Genomic DNA, 16,761 nt, shown 5'->3' on the forward strand with positions numbered 1-16,761 from the left:
CCCCGCTATCCCCGCAGCTCGGCGACTTCCGCCTCGAACAGCAGCTCCGGATCGAACTCCATGCCCACGAAGTGGCCGGCCAGTTCCAGGGACAGCAGGCCGTGCAGCCGGGTCCAGAAGATCAGGGCCCGGTGCAGCACGGCCGCCGGCGCGGGGTGCTCGCCCGCCCAGCGCCGGTGCTGCGCCAGGTGCGCCTCCAGCGCGGTCGTGGCGTGCTGCGCCGGCGGTTGCGCGCTCCACACGTCGAGCAGGGTGGCCATGATCTCGCCGGAGATCGCGGTGATGTCGTCGGGGGCGTGATAGCCGGGGACGGGCGTGCCGTAGATCAGCAGGTAGCGCTGCGGATCCGCCAGTGCCCACCGGCGCATGGCGCGCGCCGTCTCGGCCACGTCCGCGCCGCTCTCGAAGGCGACCCGGACGGCGTCGGCCATGCTGCGGTACGCGTCCCGGATCAACTCGGTGATCAGCTCGTCACGGCCGGCGAAGTAGCGGTAGAGCGCGGGCCCGCTCATGCCCATCTGCTTGGCGATCGCGTTCAGCGAGAGCGCGGACGCACCCGCCGTGGCGATCTGCTCCCACGCGTGCTGCTTGATCTCCGTCCGCACTTGGGTGCGGTAGCGCTCCCGCGGGGTGTTCGTCTCGCTTTCCGCCATGACCCGTCACCTTTTCGCCCGCACAGCCGCGTCCCCGCATTCCGGTTAGAGGCTATCACGAACCTGAATGATATTCCGGAGCCCACCCGCCACAGGACCATCCTCCGCAGGCCCCCACCCACCGCAGGCACCCGCCTACCGCCCACCCGCGCACGCGTCGCCGATCGCCTCGTCCAGGATGCTCAACCCCAGCGAGAGTTCGTCCTCGGTCGCGGTCAGCGCCGGCGCGATCCGGAACACCCCGCCCATGCCCGGGAGTTGCACGATGTTCATGTGCAGCCCCAACTCCAGACAGCGCCGCGTGACACGCGCGCCGAGCTCGTCGGAGCCGTGCTTCGTGTCGTCCCGGTCGTCGACCAGTTCGAGACCGGCGAGCAGCCCGCGACCGCGGACGTCGCCGACCACCGGGTGACGCTCGGCCAGTTCGACCAACCCCCGACGCAGGAACGCGCCGAGCGAGCGGGCCCGTTCGTCGAGTCGATCCGCGATCAGCACGTCCAGCACGGTGTTGCCGACCGCCGCCGGCAGCGGGTCGGCCACGTGCGTGGTGAAGAACAGGAACCCCCGCTCGTGCGCCCGCTGTTCGATCTCCGCGCTGGTGACCACCGCGGCCAGCGGCAGCCCCGCGCCGAGCGTCTTGGACAACGTGAGGATGTCCGGCACGACGCCGTCGCGCTCGAACGCGTACCAGTCCCCGGTACGACACAGGCCGGTCTGCGCCTCGTCCAGGATCAGCAACATCCCACGCTCGCGGCACTTGTCGCGCAGCGCCGCCAGGTAGCCGACGGGCGGCTCGATGATGCCGCCCGAGCTGAGGATCGGCTCCACCAGGCACGCGGCCAGACTGCCCGTCGACTGCGCGTCGATCAGGTCGAACGCGAAGTGCAGCTGCCGCCGCCAGTCGAGCGTTCCGTCCGCCGCCACGAAGTCGGGCCGGTACACGTTCGGCACCGGAATGGCGAAGTTGCCGGGCGCGCCGGGACCGTACCCCTTGCGCCCCGCGCTGTAGGTCGCGGACGCGGCGGCCTGCGTCATGCCGTGCCAGGACCGCGCGAACGAGACGATCTCGTGCCGGCCCGTGACCAGCTTGGCCATCCGGATCGCCGCCTCGTTCGACTCGGCGCCGGTCGTCAGCAGCAGCACCTTCTCCAGCGGATCCGGCAGCGTATCGGCCAGCCGCCGGGCGAGGTCGACCACCGGACGGCTGAGCATGCCGCTGTACAGGTGGTCCAGGGTCGCCACCTGCCGCCGCACGGTGTCCACGATCGCCGGGTGCGCGTGGCCCAGGATCGCGCTCATCTGCCCGGAGGTGAAGTCGAGGATGCGCCGGCCGTCGGCGGTGAACACGAAGCTCCCGGCGGCGCGGTCGATGATCTCGCGGGTGAACTCGCCGCCGTAGCGCACGAGATGCCGCTCGGCGTCGGTCCAGAACGAGTCGGGCGAGGGCGACGAGGAGGTGGTCGAAGCAGCCATGTCCCGACGGTAGGTCGGGCCCGGAGCACACGTCCAGCACACGATTGTGGCCCTGCTGTTCGGCTACGCCGTACAACAATGGCGAGATGATGAACCCCTGGCGGCTGCGCCTGCTCAGCCAACTGCACACCCTCGGCACCGTGCGCGCGGTCGCCCAGGCGGCCAACCTGAGCCCGTCCAGCGTCTCCCAGCAGCTCGCCGTCCTGGAGGCCGAGACGCACACCCGCCTTTTGGAGCGCACCGGCCGCCGGGTGCGGCTGACCTCGGCCGGGCTGATCCTCGCCCACCGCGCCCGGGCCATCCTCGACCACATGGACGGTGTCGAGGAGGAACTGCGCGGCTTCGCCGACGAACCGGCCGGACCGGTACGCCTGGGCGCGTTCCAGAGCGCCATCCACTCGATGGCGGTGCCCGCGGTCACCCGGCTGGCCCGCGAACATCCGCGCCTGGACGTGCAACTGCTGGAGCTGGAGCCGCACGAGAGCATGCCGGCGCTGCGCGTCGGCGACGTGGACGTCATCATCACCACCACCGACTTCGACGAACTGCCGCTGGGCCCCGACCTCGACCTGGTCCCCCTCGGCACCGATCCGATCGTGCTGGTGGTCCCGCCCGGGCACCCCGCCGCCGGGCGCGGCACCGCGGACCTGGCGGCCTGCGCGGACGAGCCGTGGGCGTTCGACATGCCGCAGTCGTACATGGCGAACCTCGCGCTGCGCCTGTGCCGCCGCTCGGGCTTCGAACCGCGGGTGGTGTGCCGGTTCAGCAACTACATGATGACGCTCCAGCACGTCGAGGCCGGCTTGTCCATCGCGCTGCTGCCGGGTCTGGCGGTCGATCACCGCTATCGGGTGCTCACCCGCGAACTGGCCACACCGCAGACCCGGACGATCACGGCGGCGATCCGCCGGGGCTCGCCGCAACGCGCGGCGGTCCGGGCCGTGCTGGACGTACTCCGCGACCGCCCGCGACCACCGCTGCCGGGCCGCGCCTGACTCCGCGCCCGACCCCTTGATAATGTTATGCGCATAAGCGATCCGCCGAGGAGAGCCGAGAAGAGCCATGGACTTCGACCGGGCCGACGCCCTCAACCAGGCCATCCGCCTGCTGAGCCTGCGCCACCGGGCCAGGATCACCACCCTGCTCGCCCCGCTCGGCCTGCACCCCGGCCAGGAGGCACTGCTGCTAGAACTCGCCCGCAACGGCCCGATGATCCAGGGCCGGCTCAGCGACGCACTCGGCTGCGAACCCCCCAGCGTCACCCTGATGACCCGCAAACTCGAAGCCGCCGGCCACATCCGCCGCACCCCGGCGCCCACCGACAAACGCGCCGCCGTCGTCGAACTCACCGACAGCGGAACCGCCTTGGTCGAGCGGATCAAACAGGCATGGTGCACCCTGGCCGAGGAGACCGTGACCGGACTGCCCGAGCCGACCGTCGCCGAACTCCCCGACCTCCTCACCACACTGACCACCAACGTCGACACCAGACGCACCCGCCGACCCCACGAGCGATGACCCGACGTCCACACCCCGCCGGCGGCCCTCGGCGGCGGCCTCGATCCTCCCCTGCCGCCCCGCCGGCATCTCCCACCCCACCCGCACCCGTACCGCCGCGCCGGCGGTCGTTTGGGCTCGCGGCCCCAGGGCACGCCGCAGACATATGGTTCGCCCCACCGTGGGAGGTGACCGGTATGAGCGCCATGACCGAGTCCGTCGACGTGGACGTCCCGCTGCACACGGCATATCTGCAATGGACCCGCTTCGAGGAGTATCCGCGGTTCATGGACGGCGTCGAGGAGGTGGTCCGGCTCGACGCCCATCACCACTACTGGAAGACCTACACCGCGGGCGTGACCCGCGAATTCGGCACCGAGACCGAGGAACTCCCCGACGAACGCGTCTCCTGGTGCACCGTGTCGGACGAACCCCGCCACCACGCGCTCGTGACCTTCCGCGCGGTCGACGCCGACCACACCACGATCGACGTCGTCACCGAGGTCGAACCCGAAGGCCTCACCGACACCACCGAGACCACCCCGCCCTTCACCGCGACCCGGGTCCGACCGGACCTGCTGCGCTTCAAGGAACTCGTCGAAACGAAGGCACCCGGCGAGACGCGCGACACTCCCGGCCCCACCGAAGCCGGCCGCATCCCCCCGAACTGACACCGGCCTACCACACCACGAGGCCGGCTGGGCCATCCGCCGAACCGGCCTCGTCATCGGGCAGCCACCCTCACACGGTGCCCTCCGGCGGCTCCCGACGCACATCCGCACGCTCGGTCCGCGCCGGATCCGCCTGCCACTCGTGCGCGGCCCGGTAGCGGGCCACCCGGCCGCCCCGGTCGTAACCCTCCACGCGAGCCGCGGAGTTGCGCCGCCGCGCCCGCGCCCGCATCCCCGTCATGGCCATCGCCAGCGCCGCGCAGAACAGCAGCGCCAGCGCCAGACCGGCCAAAAACGCCGCCAGCGTGTCCAGGGTGACCATGTCGGTGTCGAACATGCTCACCGTGTACTCGGGACCGCCGGAGGTGTTGTACGCGACGAGCAGGGCCGCGAATGCGACGCTCGCCGCCGCGATGAAGAGTCCGATGATGATCACGACGCTCACATCCGTTCCGCTAGGGATTGCGTGCGGCACCCCCACCCATCCACGCTACGCCCGTCCCCGACCGGGCACACGCCGACACGATCGCCGAGGTCAGACCGGCTGCGGCTCGGGTTCCGGGCCCGGTTCCGGTTCGGGCGTGGGCCCCGGTCGCGGCGGCTCCGGCACCGGTTCCGGACCCGGGCCCGGGCCCGGCCAGGGCGTCGGTTGCGGCGGCCGGGTATCCGGGTCCACCGGCATGGGAATGGTCATCACACTGTCTCCCTCGGATCACTGCCCGGGTTCGCCCCGGGGTCTCTCGGCGGCATCCGTCCGCGCGACCTCCCGTCCGTCTCCCGCTCGGATCGCTCCCGACGTGTCACCGACGGTTCTCTCGCCCGGAGCACTCGCCCGCCCGCCTACCCGGATCCGGCACCTCGACGCGTCCTCGACCCGTTCGTGATCCACCCGCGCCGCGCCGCCGGGCGCCCCGAACCGGCTCCGACACCGGTTCCCGCACGCCGGCTAGCCCGCGCGCTCACCCGACGTCGCCGCCCTGCGGAACGATCACCAGCGGCCCGGGAGCGTGGTGGATCAGACCGTTGGTGACCGAGCCCAGGAGCATGCCGCGAAAACCGCCCATGCCCCGGCTGCCCACCACCAGACACAACGCGTCCGCCGCCACATCCGCCAACGCGCGCACCCGATGGCCCAGGACCGTCACCCGCTCCACCAGCACGTCCGGATACTTCTCGCTCCACCCCGCCAGCGTCTCGCCCAGCCGGATCAGCGCCTCCTCCACCTCGGCCTCGCTGCCGAACGCGGCCACCATGCTCGCCGTCGGCGCACGCACGTGCACCGCCCGCAGGCCCGCGCCGCGCAACGAAGCGGTCTCGAAGGCGTACCCGACCGCCCGCTCGCACCCGGCCGATCCGTCGACGCCCACCACCACCGTCGGCGGCTCGCCGGTGATCGGCTCGGGCCCGCGTACCACCGCCACCGGACACGGCGCGTGCGCACTCACCGGAACCGCGATGCTGCCCGTCGTCAACAACTCGGTGAACGCGGACAACCGGCGCGACCCGAGCACCAGCACACTCGCCTCGCGCGCCTGCGCCCGCAACACGTCCACCGGCCGGCCGTCGACCGCCGCCGTGGTCACCGGCACGTCCGGTCTGCGCCTGGCCGCCACCACCCGCGCCTTGTCCAACAGCGCCTCGTCCGCCGCACGCCGACGTTCGGCCCAGCTGCGGCGCACCACGGGCATCTCGGCCTCGGGATACGTCTCGACCGACCAGTCGAAGACGTGCGCCCGATGCAGCCGGCCGTCGTACCGGCTCGGCTCCGCCTCGGCCTGCGCGCCCGCCGGATCCGCCGGCCACTCCGACGCGTGGACCAGGCGCAGCGGCAGCGCGTGTCGGGCGGCCTCGTCGGCCGCCCAGGAGACGGCGAGCATGCCCGCCGCCGAGTTCTCGACTCCGACCACCACGGGCCGACGTCCGGTTGTCATGACAGCTCCCGGTGACCCAGGGAACCCCCCTCGATGGCGATGCTGTCCTTCCACTGTCTCTCGTCCGCCCGGTGTCTGTCTCGCGTGTGTGGCCCGTCGCCGCGACGACGGGCACGCGCTGCGCCGCGGTCGCAGAATCGAAGGAGCGGGACGAGACGTCATCGGCGGCCGCGACCACCCATCGCGCCCGCGCTCGAACCCCACCGACGGGCGCCGATTCCCCGGGCCGCCGGCGGTCGCCCCCGGAACCGTCCCCCCGGACCCGGCCTCTTCCCCGCGTTCGGACGGAGGAGGAACCATGCTCTTCACCGATCGAGTCGACGCGGGACGACAACTCGCCGGCGGGCTGACCCACCTCGCCGGCGAGGACGTGATCGTCCTGGGCCTGCCCCGAGGCGGGGTACCGGTCGCGGCGCAGGTGGCCGACGCCCTGCACGCACCCCTGGACGTATGCCTGGTGCGCAAACTCGGCGTGCCGTCCCAACCCGAACTGGGCATGGGTGCCATCGCCGAGGACGGAACGCGCGTGCTCAACGACCGCGTGGTGCGCACCTCGGGCATCTCCGCGACCACGCTGCGGGACATCGAAGAGCGCGAGCGGGCCCTGCTGGTCGAACGCGCGCACCGCTACCGGGGCCGCCGGCCGCCCCCCGAACTCGCCGACCGCACCGTCCTGATCGTCGACGACGGCATCGCGACCGGATCCACCGCCCTCGCGGCCTGCCGCACCGTGCGGGCCCGCGGCGCCGCCCGCGTGGTCCTCGCCGTGCCCGTCGCCCCGTCCGGCTGGTCGGCGGGGGCGGACGCCGACGAACTGGTCTGTCCGCACAACCCCCTCGGCTTCATGGCGGTCGGGCAGTTCTACTCGGACTTTTCCCAGACCACCGACGAGGAGGTCGTCGACTGCCTGGCCCGCGCCGCCGCGCGGATGCCGACACCGGGCCCGTCGGGCGGGGCCGGCCCGACGGACGAGGACGTGGACCTGCCCGCCGGCGCCGTGCGACTGCGCGGGCGGCTCACCGTCCCCGCCGGAGCCGACCGGATCGTCGTGTTCGCCCATGGCAGCGGCAGCAGCCGGCACAGCCCGCGCAACCGTTTCGTGGCCGACGCACTCAACCGGGCCGGCCTGGGCACCCTGCTCTTCGACCTGCTCACCGCAACCGAGGAACAGGCCCGAGGCAACGTCTTCGACATCGAACTCCTGGCCGCACGCCTCGTCGCCGTCACCCGCGCACTACGCGACCGACCCCGGGCCCGGACGGCGAGCGTCGCCTACTTCGGCGCCAGTACCGGCGCCGCCGCCGCGCTGTGGGCCGCGGCCGACCTCGGCGACCGGGTGAGCGCCGTGGTCAGCCGCGGCGGCCGGCCCGACCTGGCCACACCCCGCCTGCCCGAGGTCACGGCCCGCACGCTGCTCATCGTCGGCGGCGACGACCCGAGTGTCCTCGCCCTGAACGAACGGGCCCGCACCCACCTGCGCTGTGAAAGCGACCTGGCGGTCGTCCCCCACGCCGGCCACCTCTTCACCGAACCCGGCACCCTCGCCGCCGTCGCCGACCTGGCCCGGGCCTGGCTCACCGCCGACCCGCGGCACCACACCTCGGCGCCACCACCGTCGTGACCGCGCCGGCCGGTCCGGCGTCACCCCGTGAGCCCCCCGCGTACGCGGTCGTAGACGAGACACAGCGTGCCGTGTTCGCCCGCGGATTGCGCCGTGAGCGTCCACTCGGCCGGCGGCAGGCCGTCCTCGAACAGGCGCGGGCCGCCGCCGAGGAAGACCGGGAACACGGTCAGCGCCAGGCGGTCCACCGCATCCGCGGCGAGCAGCGCCTTGATCACACCGGCACTGGCGAGCACGAGGATGTCGCCGCCCTCGGTCGCCTTGAGGTCGGCGGCCACCTCGGCGGTCGGCTTGTTCACGATCGTCGTCCGCTCCCAGGGCGCCGCCTCGCCGAGGGTGGAGGAGAGCACGACCTTGTCGGTGCCGACGAGCCACTTCGCGAAGCCCTCGTCGCGCGGGTCGACGCCCTCCGCGCCGATGACCGTGGGCCAAAAACCCAGGAACCCCTCGGCGTTGACCCGCCCGAGCAGCGCCGTCGTGGCCGGCTCCCAGAGGCTGGTGAGGTGATCGCGGGCGACGTCGGTGAGGGCGTAGGGCATGACCCAGCTCATGTCCTCGGGCACCTCGGGGCGGGCGTAGCGGCCGTCGAGGGACAGCGCGATGTTGGTGACGATCCTGCGTCCGGTGGTCTGCGTGGTCATCTCGTGCTCCGGGTGTCGGTGTCGGGGGTGTGCGCACCCGCGGCGAGGGTCGCCGCGAGCTTGTCCAGGCTCTGGCCGAAGCCGATCTCGATGCCGGCGATGAAGTCGGCCGACTCGACGGTGCTGTCGGTGATCCGCAGGCGCACGTCGAGCCGGGTGCCGGCGCCGTCGGGGCGCAGGTCCAGCTCGACGTGGGAGGTGAAGGCGGGCCCGCCGTCGGGCAGCAGCGGCGAGAGTCGATACGCGAGGCGCTTGCCGGGGTGTACCGCGTCGACGACGCCCTCCGCCCGGCCGACGACCGGGCCGGTGTCGTCGACGTCCTCCGGGTCGCGATACTCCAGCACGACCCGCCCGCCCGGTCGCGCCTCGAAAACCAGTGCGGCGACCCCGAGGTCGTCGGGCACCCACCATCGACCGAGCAAAGTCGCCTCGGTCAGATACGGCCAGACCGCATCCGGTCGCGCCGGCAACGACCGGGCGAATCCGAACGCGCGGCCGTCGGCCCACCCGGCCTCCCCGGCGGCGAGCCGCTCCGCCTCCAGGCTGCGCCCGTAGCGGTCGTGGGTCTCCCCCGGCCCGCCGGCCCGCTCGGCCGTGTCGGCGATCCGCCCCAGCACGGCGGCCAGTTCTCGCAGCGGGCCGGGCCGCAACGCGTAGATCCGGCGCTGCCCGCTGCGCTGCGACGCGACGATCCCGGCTCGCTCCAGCGTCTGGAGGTGCTTGGTCGTCTGCGGCTGCCGGGCCTCGGCCAGTCGTGCCAGCACACCGACCGCCCGAGGCCGCTCCGCCAACAACACGACCAGTCGCCAACGAGCCGGATCGGCCAGTGCGACAAGGAGTTCGTCCATGGCTCAAGTATTCACCGTCACGAATATTCGTGTCAACGAATACTTGCGGAAGGCTGGTTCAGCCTTCACAGAGCCTGTTATCAAACCCCGAGTATTCGCTCGCGGGGCACTCGCCAGCCCGGCCTTCGGCGATCAGGCCGCCTTGCGGCAGAGGATCTCTCCGTGTTGGACGGAGAACCAGGCGTCCTCGCGGCTCCCCCACTCACGCCAGGCGTCCGAGATCGTGTGCAGCTCGTCGGGGGTCGCATGGCCGCCGTCGACGGCGCGGTCCGCGTAGGCCGAGGCCAGGGTGCGGTCCGCCCACAGTCCGCTCCACCAGGCGAGTTCCGCCGGGTCGGCGAAGCACCAGGTGCTCGACGAGGCGGTGATGTCGGGGTAACCGGCGCGCAGCGCCCAGGACTTGAGCCGGCGGCCGGCATCCGGTGCTCCGCCGTTGGCGCGGGCCACCCGCAGGTACAGGTCCAGCCACTCGTCCATGCCGGGCGTGGGCGGGAACCAGACCATCGCCGGATAGTCCGCGTCGCGGACGGCGACGAACCCGCCCGGCTTGGTCACCCGGTACATCTCCCGCAGAGCCTGTACCGGGTCGCCCACGTGTTGCAGCACCTGGTGCGCGTGTACGACGCAGAACGTGTCGTCCGGGAAGTCCAGGGCGTGCACGTCGGCGACCGCGAAGTCCACGTTGTCCAGCCCGCGTTCGGCTGCCGTGGCACGTGCCTGGTCCAGGATGTCCGGCGCATGGTCGACGCCGGTGACCCGGCCGTCGTGGACCAGTGCCGCCAGGTCGGCCGTGATGGTGCCCGGCCCGCACCCGATGTCCAGGATCCTCATGTGCGGCTCGATCCGGTCGAGCAGGTAGGCCGCCGAGTTGGCGGCGGTCCGCCAGGTGTGCGAGCGCAGCACGGATTCGTGATGCCCGTGCGTGTATACGGCGGATTCCTTCGACATGACATCCCCATTTCCCGCGATCCCAGTTCGCCGATGCACCCCCCAACGTACGCCGTCATGTCGAATGATGAGATTCGTATATCAAAATGTGGACAGACCCGGCTTGCGGCAAAGCTCACGGCAAAGCAGAACGGGTGCACGAGAATCCGTGCACCCGTTCCGACAAGCACTCACTCATCGCCACGAAACCAGCAACATCAGGCAACCAAAGTGGGCGTATCGGTCACCCGCTCCACGCTCGAATCCACACCCTCTCCCTCGATCACACCGCCGGAACGCTTCCTGCGCGCGACGCCGTTCGTCGTCGCACCGGCGCTCGCACCCGGCATCTCACCGAACGCCACCGTCTGTGCCCGCAACAATTGCGCCGCCGCCCGCGGCGACGGATCGTCGACCCGAAGCTGCTGCGCGGCACTGCTCCCGGCGTCCAACATTCGCTTGGTCACCGCGCGTACGAAGGCGAAGTCCCCCGCCGCCACCAGATCCGGCATCAGGTTCTCGATCAGCGTCCAGATCACCGTGCGCGCCGAGTCGCCGGCCATCGTCGTCGGATCGATCAACTGCCCTTCGAGACCCGAGCGCGCGGCCCGCCAGGTCGCCGCGCGCAGCCAGGCGGGCGAGTGCTGCGGGGGACGTTCCCCCGCCTCGACGGCCCGGATCGCGCGGTGCACCAGGGCGCGGAAGAGCACGGCGATGAGCACGGACGTGTCCACGTCCGGACACGCGTCGCAGATGCGCATCTCGATCGTCGGCACGTGCGAGGACAGCCGCAGGTCCTGGTAGTGCATGCCGGTGTCGAGGATCACCCCCGAGCGGACCAGGCCCTCCAACATGGCGTCGTACTCCCGGGCCGAGGCGAAGGCGTCGGCCGGGCCCGCCGACGGCCAGCGCTGCCAGAGCATGTTGCGCCAACTCGCGTATCCGGTGTCGGTACCGAGCCAGTAGGGGGAACTGGCCGACAGCGCGAGGAGGGTGGGCAGATGCGGCGAGATCCAGGCCATCGCCCGCGCGGCCACGTCGCGGTCCTCGATCCCGACGTGGACGTGCATCCCGCAGATCACCTGCTCGTCCGCCACCAGGGCGTAGTCGCGTTTGATCGAGGCGTAGCGATCACCCGGAGCCTGGGGCGAATCCGCCAGGTCCATCAGCGGCGCGGTGCCCGAGGCGATCACCGCCACGCCGATCTTCTCGGCCGCACGGGCGAGCAGACTTCGGGAGGCGATCAAGTCGGCCCGCAGATCGGCCAGTTCACGGTGTGGTTGGCTGTTGGTCTCGATGGACGCTTCCTTGGCCTCACCGGTGAAGCCGGCCGCCGGGAGCTCGGCGAGCAGTTCCGTACCCGCCGGGCTCAACCTCCCCGTCCGACGGTCGACGATGTGAAACTCTTCTTCGACACCCACAGTCCGAATCGACATGCGTCCCCTTGAGATGTGTCCAGTGTCGGCTGCACGTGTTCCGCCGCCCGCGTGTCCTCCGTCGGCCGGACAGCCAAGGCGTCGGTGGCGTCCCGTGCCCTCGACGGTCGGGCCGTCCCCGAGGTCGAGCGAAGTCGGCGCGCCCTCGGGCGGGTCGCCGAAGCAGCCGAAATCCGTTGGCTTGCAAGGCCGTTGGACAAGACTGCGACTTGGTGACCGTGCTGCCAAGACCCGCTGGGTCCAAGAAGTCTTACGCTGAGCAACGGCGCTTCTGAGCCTGTGTTCGGGAACCGGACGCGATACCGGGGCCGACCCGACGCAAAGCCCAACCCAACACCAGGCCCGCCCTCGGCGCCACCCCTTCACCGCCCGTCTCCGGTCGGGCGAGCGGCCGTCCGTCCGGCCGGCCGGCCGCGCGATCCGGCTATTCGCCTCGTTCTTCGGCGTTCAGGATGAGCCGGACCGCGATCGGTGCAGCGGGTTCGATGGACCTTCCCCCTTGGCATCGGAGGTTCCGGCTCCCATGATCGACTCTGTGATCCGATACCTACGCGCATGCTCGGCCGTGACGCCGGCCGCGCTGTTCCTCGCGCTGTGCGGGCCCGCTTCCGTCGCGGCGGCCGATCCGGCGCCGCAGGGCCCGCCGGAACCGGCCAAGGTGGAGCTGGTACTCGACCTGTCCGGCTCGATGAAGCAGAACGACGCCGGCAACGGACAGACGCGCCTGGAGGCCGCCAAGCAGGCGGTGAACCGCATCATCGACGCGGCTCCGGTCACCGCGCAGGTCGGCATCCGCGTCTACGGCTCGACCTACCCGGGAACGGACAAGGTCCAGGGTTGCGCCGACACCCGACTCCTGGTTCCGGTCGCGACGCCGACCGCGGAGGCCAAGGACGCGGCCCGGCAGGAGGTCGCCGGGTTGACCGCGATCGGATTCACCCCGATCGGCAACGCCTTGCGGGCCGCCTCGAACGACCTCGGTACGCACGGCGAGCGGCACGTGATCCTCGTGTCGGACGGCGAGGACACCTGCGCGCCGCCGCAACCGTGCGAGGTCGCCAAGGAGTTGAACGCGGGCGGCACCAGGCTGACGGTGGACGCGGTCGGCTTCAACGTCTCGGGGGCGGCACGCGACCAGCTCAAGTGCATCACCACCGCCGGTGGCGGGGCCTACGCCGACGCGAAGGACGCCGAGTCGCTGGTGTCCAGTATGACCGGCCTCTTCCGGCGGGCCGCGACCCCGTACGCGGCCTCCGGACGCCCCGTCCAGGGCGCCACGACCGGTTGCCCGAACGCGCCGATGGTCGAGGACGGCCAGTATCTCGACGCGTTCACCACCAGCCGCGACCTCTGGTATCGCATCCGCAAGAACCCGGACGAGGACCTGGCCATCGGCGCCACCGCCATCTTCTCGGAGCGCATGCGCCACGAGGACGGTCGGGAGAACTCGGCGTTCCTGGCCCACCTGTTCATCCGCTCCGGCCCGCCGGACCTGCCGCAGAGCTGGCTCCTGAGCGAGGGCGTGGCCCTGGAGGCGAACAACATCGTCACCACCGGCGCGACCGGCGGAAAGCACAACACGGCCAAGGCGCCCGACGGCATCGGATGCCTGCGGATCTCGCACAGCGCCGAGGTCGACCCCCAGCGTCGGATCCTCCTCGAACTCCTGATCAGCCATCCGAAGCGGGCGAACGCCATCCAGCCCGACGGCGACCCGGCCCTCGCTCCCACCGCCACGGCCACCGCCGCTGCCGCCCCCGACGCGAACGCCGACGACTCCCGCGCCCCGGTCTCCGCCCGCGCGGCCGACGACGACAACGGTCCCGGCACCACGACCACCGTCGCCCTCGTCGCCGGCGCGATCCTCCTCGGCGGCGGCTTGGGCTCCTTCGTGGCCACCGCCTCGCGCCGCCGCCGGAACCGAGCATGAGCCGCATACCGGGCATCCGCCGGGCAACCGTCGCCCTGACCGCCGTCACCGCCCTGACCGCCCCGATCGCCCTCACCGGCACGGCGGCCGGCGCCGAGCCCCCCGCGGCGACCGATGCCGCCGGCGGCTATTCGTTCAACGGCGCGGGCACGCTCGTCTCCGGCGTGCATCGGGAGAGCCTGGTCGTGGGCGACTTCCTGTTCTGGCGCGTGTACGTGCAGGCGGGCCAGAAGTTGTCGGTCAAGGGTTCCGTCGACATCCCGGCCGACTTCCCGCACAAGCAGGGCCCGCGCTTCGTCGTCAACCTCTACAACCCGCTGCGCGAGGCCATCCCGAACACCGCCGCCCCGCCGATGCAGCTCACGCCCCGCACCACGCACTTGGAGGTGTCCTCGGGGGCGTGGACCGTGGGCGACGGCAAGAAGTACGAGAACTTCGACGGGACGAAGGGCTCGGTCAAGGAGTTCAAGGACGACCGCTACGCCCTGCGCGGGGCCTACTACATCCAGGTCTCGATCTCGGGTGCCCAGGGACCCCAGCGCGGCGTCGTGGTCCCCATCACGCTCGAGGTATCCGTCGAGGGCGCGCCCCTTCAACGCCCGGATCAGCCGATCGACCCCGAGAACGAAGGACGGACCCGAACGGAGGCGCCACCGCCCACCCGGACCCGAACAGGCGCCGCCGGCGCGTCCGCGCGTGGAGCGGGCCGGACCGCCGACGACGACACGTCGTCCACGGCCACCGACTGGGGCGTCGCGCTGGGCGGAACCGTCGCCGCGTTCCTGGCCGCCGGCGCCGGGGCCTACGCGCTGCGCCGCCGGTCCGCCGCGCCCGCCCCGACACCCGTCTCGCCGTGGGGCGCCCACGCGAGGCCGGCCCCGCCCCCGCGCCCGCCCGGCCCCCCGCCCGGAGCGGACTGAACCGCACCGAACCTCCGGGCTACCGGCAGATTTACCCAGACGTGGTAACCGCCCCGTCCTTTTGTCCCGGCGGGCCCTTGGCGACGATGGGCTCCGTTGTTCCGGACGCCGATCGAACGGGTCCGAGGCGGCAGGCGACGGGACGGGGGTCCCGCAACACGGGTACCCGGACCCTGTCGGCGTCCTGCCGAGGCCGATGAAGGGGTCACTGTGCTCAAGCTGGGTATCGAAGAGGAGTTCCACGTCGTCGACTTGACCACCAAGCAGGTGGTGCCGTCGGCTCGCGGACTTCTGGACCGACTTCCGATCGGCGCCTTCGTCGGGGACCGGGACACCGCTTCGACGATCCGGCTGGTAGGTTCCGCGCACCACGAACTCGGGGACTTGCGCGGCGAGTTGGTCGCCCTTCGGGGCATCCTGGTCCAGCGTGCCGCAGGCCTGCACCTGGGTGCGCTGGCAAGCGGAACCGCGCCCCTGCCCGGCCGGGACGAGCCGGCCGCGGCGGAGCCCACCGGCGGCCGGCTCACCTGCGGCATGTTCGTCCGCGTCGAGGCCGAGGACGACGAGGTGGCGGCTCGGGCGATCGCGTGGATCATGCCGCACGTACCCACGCTGTTGGCGCTGTCGTCGAGTTCGCCGTACTGGGCCGGCCGCGACACCGGTCATGCCAGCTGGCGCCGGCACCGCCTGGACGCCTCGGCCCCGGCGCAGGCGGTGGGCGGCGCCGGCGCTTCCCCCCGGAAGGCGTTCCACCCGCCACTGCGCCTGTCGCCGCACGCGCCCATGCTCGAACTCCGCGTCTGTGACGCCATCGCCGACGTCGAGGCGACCGTCGCGATCGCGGCCCTGTTCCGCGCGCTCTACCGCCACGCCTCCCGTGCCGTCGTCGCGCACCGGACGCCGCCCGCAGGCTCGCCGACGATCGCCCGGCAGGCGATGCGGCACGCGGCGCGCTCCGGGCTCGCGCACGACCTGATCGACCCCGTGGCCGCAGTGACACGTCCTGCGGCCACGGTGGTCCGTGCCCTGGTGGCCGAAATGGCCCCGTACCTGCGCGAGACCGACGACCTCGACCGGGTCGAGACCGCGATCGAGCGGGTGCTCACGGAAGGCACCGGGGCCGCGCGGCAGCGCGGCGCCGCGCGAGCCGGTGGCCCGAGCGCCGCCGTGGACCGGGAGTTGGCCCGCACCATGGCCTGCGTGGCCGTCACCGACACCGCCCCGGCACCCACCGCCCGGCTCACCGCGCACGGTTGACGAACTCTCCTTATTACCATGCGGTTTACCCGTCGCTGATGCCCGTCGCGGCCTGTTGTCGATCGGTCCCCCGGCGCAGCATTCCACCATGTCTCAGAAAACGCGGCAGCCCGCCCGAGAACGCGAATCCAAGGTCACCACGGGCGGGCGCGTCAGACGCCCCGGCCTGCTCGTGGGGGTGGAGGGACTGGAGGCGTACGAGGTGAGTTCGGCGCTGCTGCGGTCGATCATCTCGCCCCCGCGCATCTTCGTCGGATCCACCCGTGAACCGAACGCCCGGCCGGACTTCGCCACCTTGATGGCACTGGCCGAGGCGGTCGGAGGCGACCCGTACATCAGGGGCGGACGGTCCGCCTCGGAGACGCTGACCCTGATCGCGATGCAGACCCACCGCTACGAATCCGCCCGGCTGTTCCTGGCCGCCGGGCGCACGGTCGTCGAGCAGCGGGGCATCTACACGGCGGCTGTGGAGGACGCGGTCACCCGGCACCCCGACGACGTCGACCGAGCGCACCGCAGCGCGCGCCGGTTCCTGGCGACCGTCGCCGAATGGCGACCGCTCCCCGACGTCGTCCTGATCAATGTGGACGAACCGGAAGCCGTCGTCGAGCGGTTGCGCGCGCAGGACCACGAAAAGCTGCTCGACCCGGCGCAACTCCACCACAAGGCCGTCCTGTTCGAGCGCCTGGCGACCGACGACGCGGCTCGGTTCCGGGTCTTCGACCGACGCGAGTCGACCGACACCGCGTCCACCGAGGCCGCGGTACGGGATTGGGTGGGCCGGGTGTTGCCGGAAGGCGTCGGAGCCCGGTCGGCCTGACGGCGCACGACGGGGACGGCGGACGGCGGCTACCCGCGCGTATACCCGTCCCGGGTGATCGACTCGCCCTTCCTCGGACACACCCGCGGCGCGAACCTGCCCCCGGACTCCCTCCGCCCGTGGATCGAGTCGTCAC

Annotated in this window: 16 protein-coding genes; 8 read left to right on the plus strand and 8 right to left on the minus strand. The window is 72.0% G+C overall.

The window, feature by feature from the left end; translation table 11 throughout:
* Nucleotides 1-5: 5 nt before the first annotated feature.
* A complete protein-coding gene (locus B4N89_RS43865) occupies nucleotides 6-653 on the minus strand; it encodes a TetR/AcrR family transcriptional regulator (RefSeq protein ID WP_078982192.1) in 648 nt (215 codons plus the stop codon).
* A gap of 135 nt (nucleotides 654-788) precedes the next feature.
* Nucleotides 789-2,126 carry an aspartate aminotransferase family protein gene (locus B4N89_RS43870; RefSeq protein ID WP_078982193.1) on the minus strand — a complete coding sequence of 446 codons (1,338 nt, stop codon included), beginning with the start codon at nucleotides 2,124-2,126 and terminating at the stop codon, nucleotides 789-791.
* 86 nt (nucleotides 2,127-2,212) lie between these two features.
* On the opposite strand from B4N89_RS43870, the gene B4N89_RS43875 reads away from it, so the two are divergent.
* The 3 genes from B4N89_RS43875 (at nucleotide 2,213) to B4N89_RS43885 (ending at nucleotide 4,294) form a co-directional block, all read left to right on the plus strand.
* Nucleotides 2,213-3,121 (plus strand): LysR substrate-binding domain-containing protein, encoded by a 909-nt coding sequence (locus tag B4N89_RS43875; protein ID WP_078982194.1) that lies wholly within the window; start codon nucleotides 2,213-2,215, stop codon nucleotides 3,119-3,121.
* A 67-nt stretch (nucleotides 3,122-3,188) separates the two neighbouring features.
* The gene (locus tag B4N89_RS43880; RefSeq protein WP_078982195.1) at nucleotides 3,189-3,644 is read left to right on the plus strand and encodes a MarR family winged helix-turn-helix transcriptional regulator; all 456 of its coding nucleotides are present in this window, start codon (nucleotides 3,189-3,191) and stop codon (nucleotides 3,642-3,644) included.
* Nucleotides 3,645-3,820: 176 nt separating this feature from the next.
* Nucleotides 3,821-4,294, plus strand: a complete 474-nt coding sequence (locus B4N89_RS43885; protein ID WP_078982196.1) for an SRPBCC family protein — start codon at nucleotides 3,821-3,823, stop codon at nucleotides 4,292-4,294.
* A gap of 70 nt (nucleotides 4,295-4,364) precedes the next feature.
* On the opposite strand, the gene B4N89_RS51030 is transcribed toward B4N89_RS43885, so the two are convergent.
* Both B4N89_RS51030 and B4N89_RS43900 read right to left on the minus strand, forming a co-directional pair.
* Nucleotides 4,365-4,739 carry a hypothetical protein gene (locus tag B4N89_RS51030; RefSeq protein WP_201261174.1) on the minus strand — a complete coding sequence of 125 codons (375 nt, stop codon included), beginning with the start codon at nucleotides 4,737-4,739 and terminating at the stop codon, nucleotides 4,365-4,367.
* Nucleotides 4,740-5,253: 514 nt separating this feature from the next.
* Nucleotides 5,254-6,225, minus strand: a complete 972-nt coding sequence (locus B4N89_RS43900; protein WP_078982198.1) for a universal stress protein — start codon at nucleotides 6,223-6,225, stop codon at nucleotides 5,254-5,256.
* Between the two features lie 298 nt (nucleotides 6,226-6,523).
* Here B4N89_RS43900 and B4N89_RS43905 point away from each other — a divergent pair, with 298 nt between their 5' ends.
* Nucleotides 6,524-7,846, plus strand: coding sequence for a phosphoribosyltransferase (locus B4N89_RS43905; protein WP_078982199.1), 1,323 nt, complete (start codon nucleotides 6,524-6,526; stop codon nucleotides 7,844-7,846).
* A 20-nt stretch (nucleotides 7,847-7,866) separates the two neighbouring features.
* Here B4N89_RS43905 and B4N89_RS43910 read toward each other — a convergent pair whose 3' ends face one another.
* From B4N89_RS43910 to B4N89_RS43925, 4 genes are all read right to left on the minus strand, one after another.
* Nucleotides 7,867-8,487 (minus strand): dihydrofolate reductase family protein, encoded by a 621-nt coding sequence (locus tag B4N89_RS43910; RefSeq protein ID WP_078982200.1) that lies wholly within the window; start codon nucleotides 8,485-8,487, stop codon nucleotides 7,867-7,869.
* Nucleotides 8,484-9,335 carry a metalloregulator ArsR/SmtB family transcription factor gene (locus tag B4N89_RS43915; RefSeq protein ID WP_078982201.1) on the minus strand — a complete coding sequence of 284 codons (852 nt, stop codon included), beginning with the start codon at nucleotides 9,333-9,335 and terminating at the stop codon, nucleotides 8,484-8,486. The genes B4N89_RS43910 and B4N89_RS43915 overlap by 4 nt, the downstream gene beginning before the upstream one ends.
* Nucleotides 9,336-9,467: 132 nt before the next feature.
* A complete protein-coding gene (locus tag B4N89_RS43920; protein WP_078982202.1) occupies nucleotides 9,468-10,283 on the minus strand; it encodes a class I SAM-dependent methyltransferase in 816 nt (271 codons plus the stop codon).
* Nucleotides 10,284-10,480: 197 nt separating this feature from the next.
* Nucleotides 10,481-11,698, minus strand: coding sequence for a carboxylate-amine ligase (locus tag B4N89_RS43925; RefSeq protein ID WP_078982203.1), 1,218 nt, complete (start codon nucleotides 11,696-11,698; stop codon nucleotides 10,481-10,483).
* Nucleotides 11,699-12,221: 523 nt separating this feature from the next.
* On the opposite strand from B4N89_RS43925, the gene B4N89_RS43930 reads away from it, so the two are divergent.
* The 4 genes from B4N89_RS43930 to B4N89_RS43945 all read left to right on the plus strand — a co-directional run bounded on the left by B4N89_RS43930 (nucleotide 12,222) and on the right by B4N89_RS43945 (nucleotide 16,625).
* Nucleotides 12,222-13,628, plus strand: coding sequence for a vWA domain-containing protein (locus B4N89_RS43930; protein ID WP_078982204.1), 1,407 nt, complete (start codon nucleotides 12,222-12,224; stop codon nucleotides 13,626-13,628).
* Nucleotides 13,625-14,548, plus strand: a complete 924-nt coding sequence (locus B4N89_RS43935; protein ID WP_078982205.1) for a hypothetical protein — start codon at nucleotides 13,625-13,627, stop codon at nucleotides 14,546-14,548. The genes B4N89_RS43930 and B4N89_RS43935 overlap by 4 nt, the downstream gene beginning before the upstream one ends.
* Before the next feature lie 210 nt (nucleotides 14,549-14,758).
* The gene (locus tag B4N89_RS43940; protein ID WP_161501026.1) at nucleotides 14,759-15,805 is read left to right on the plus strand and encodes a carboxylate-amine ligase; all 1,047 of its coding nucleotides are present in this window, start codon (nucleotides 14,759-14,761) and stop codon (nucleotides 15,803-15,805) included.
* 88 nt (nucleotides 15,806-15,893) lie between these two features.
* Nucleotides 15,894-16,625, plus strand: a complete 732-nt coding sequence (locus B4N89_RS43945) for a hypothetical protein (RefSeq protein WP_143658302.1) — start codon at nucleotides 15,894-15,896, stop codon at nucleotides 16,623-16,625.
* Nucleotides 16,626-16,761: the final 136 nt, after the last annotated feature.

Origin of the sequence: Embleya scabrispora, assembly GCF_002024165.1 — a bacterium.
In the GTDB taxonomy this organism is placed as follows: Bacteria; Actinomycetota; Actinomycetes; order Streptomycetales; family Streptomycetaceae; genus Embleya; species Embleya scabrispora_A.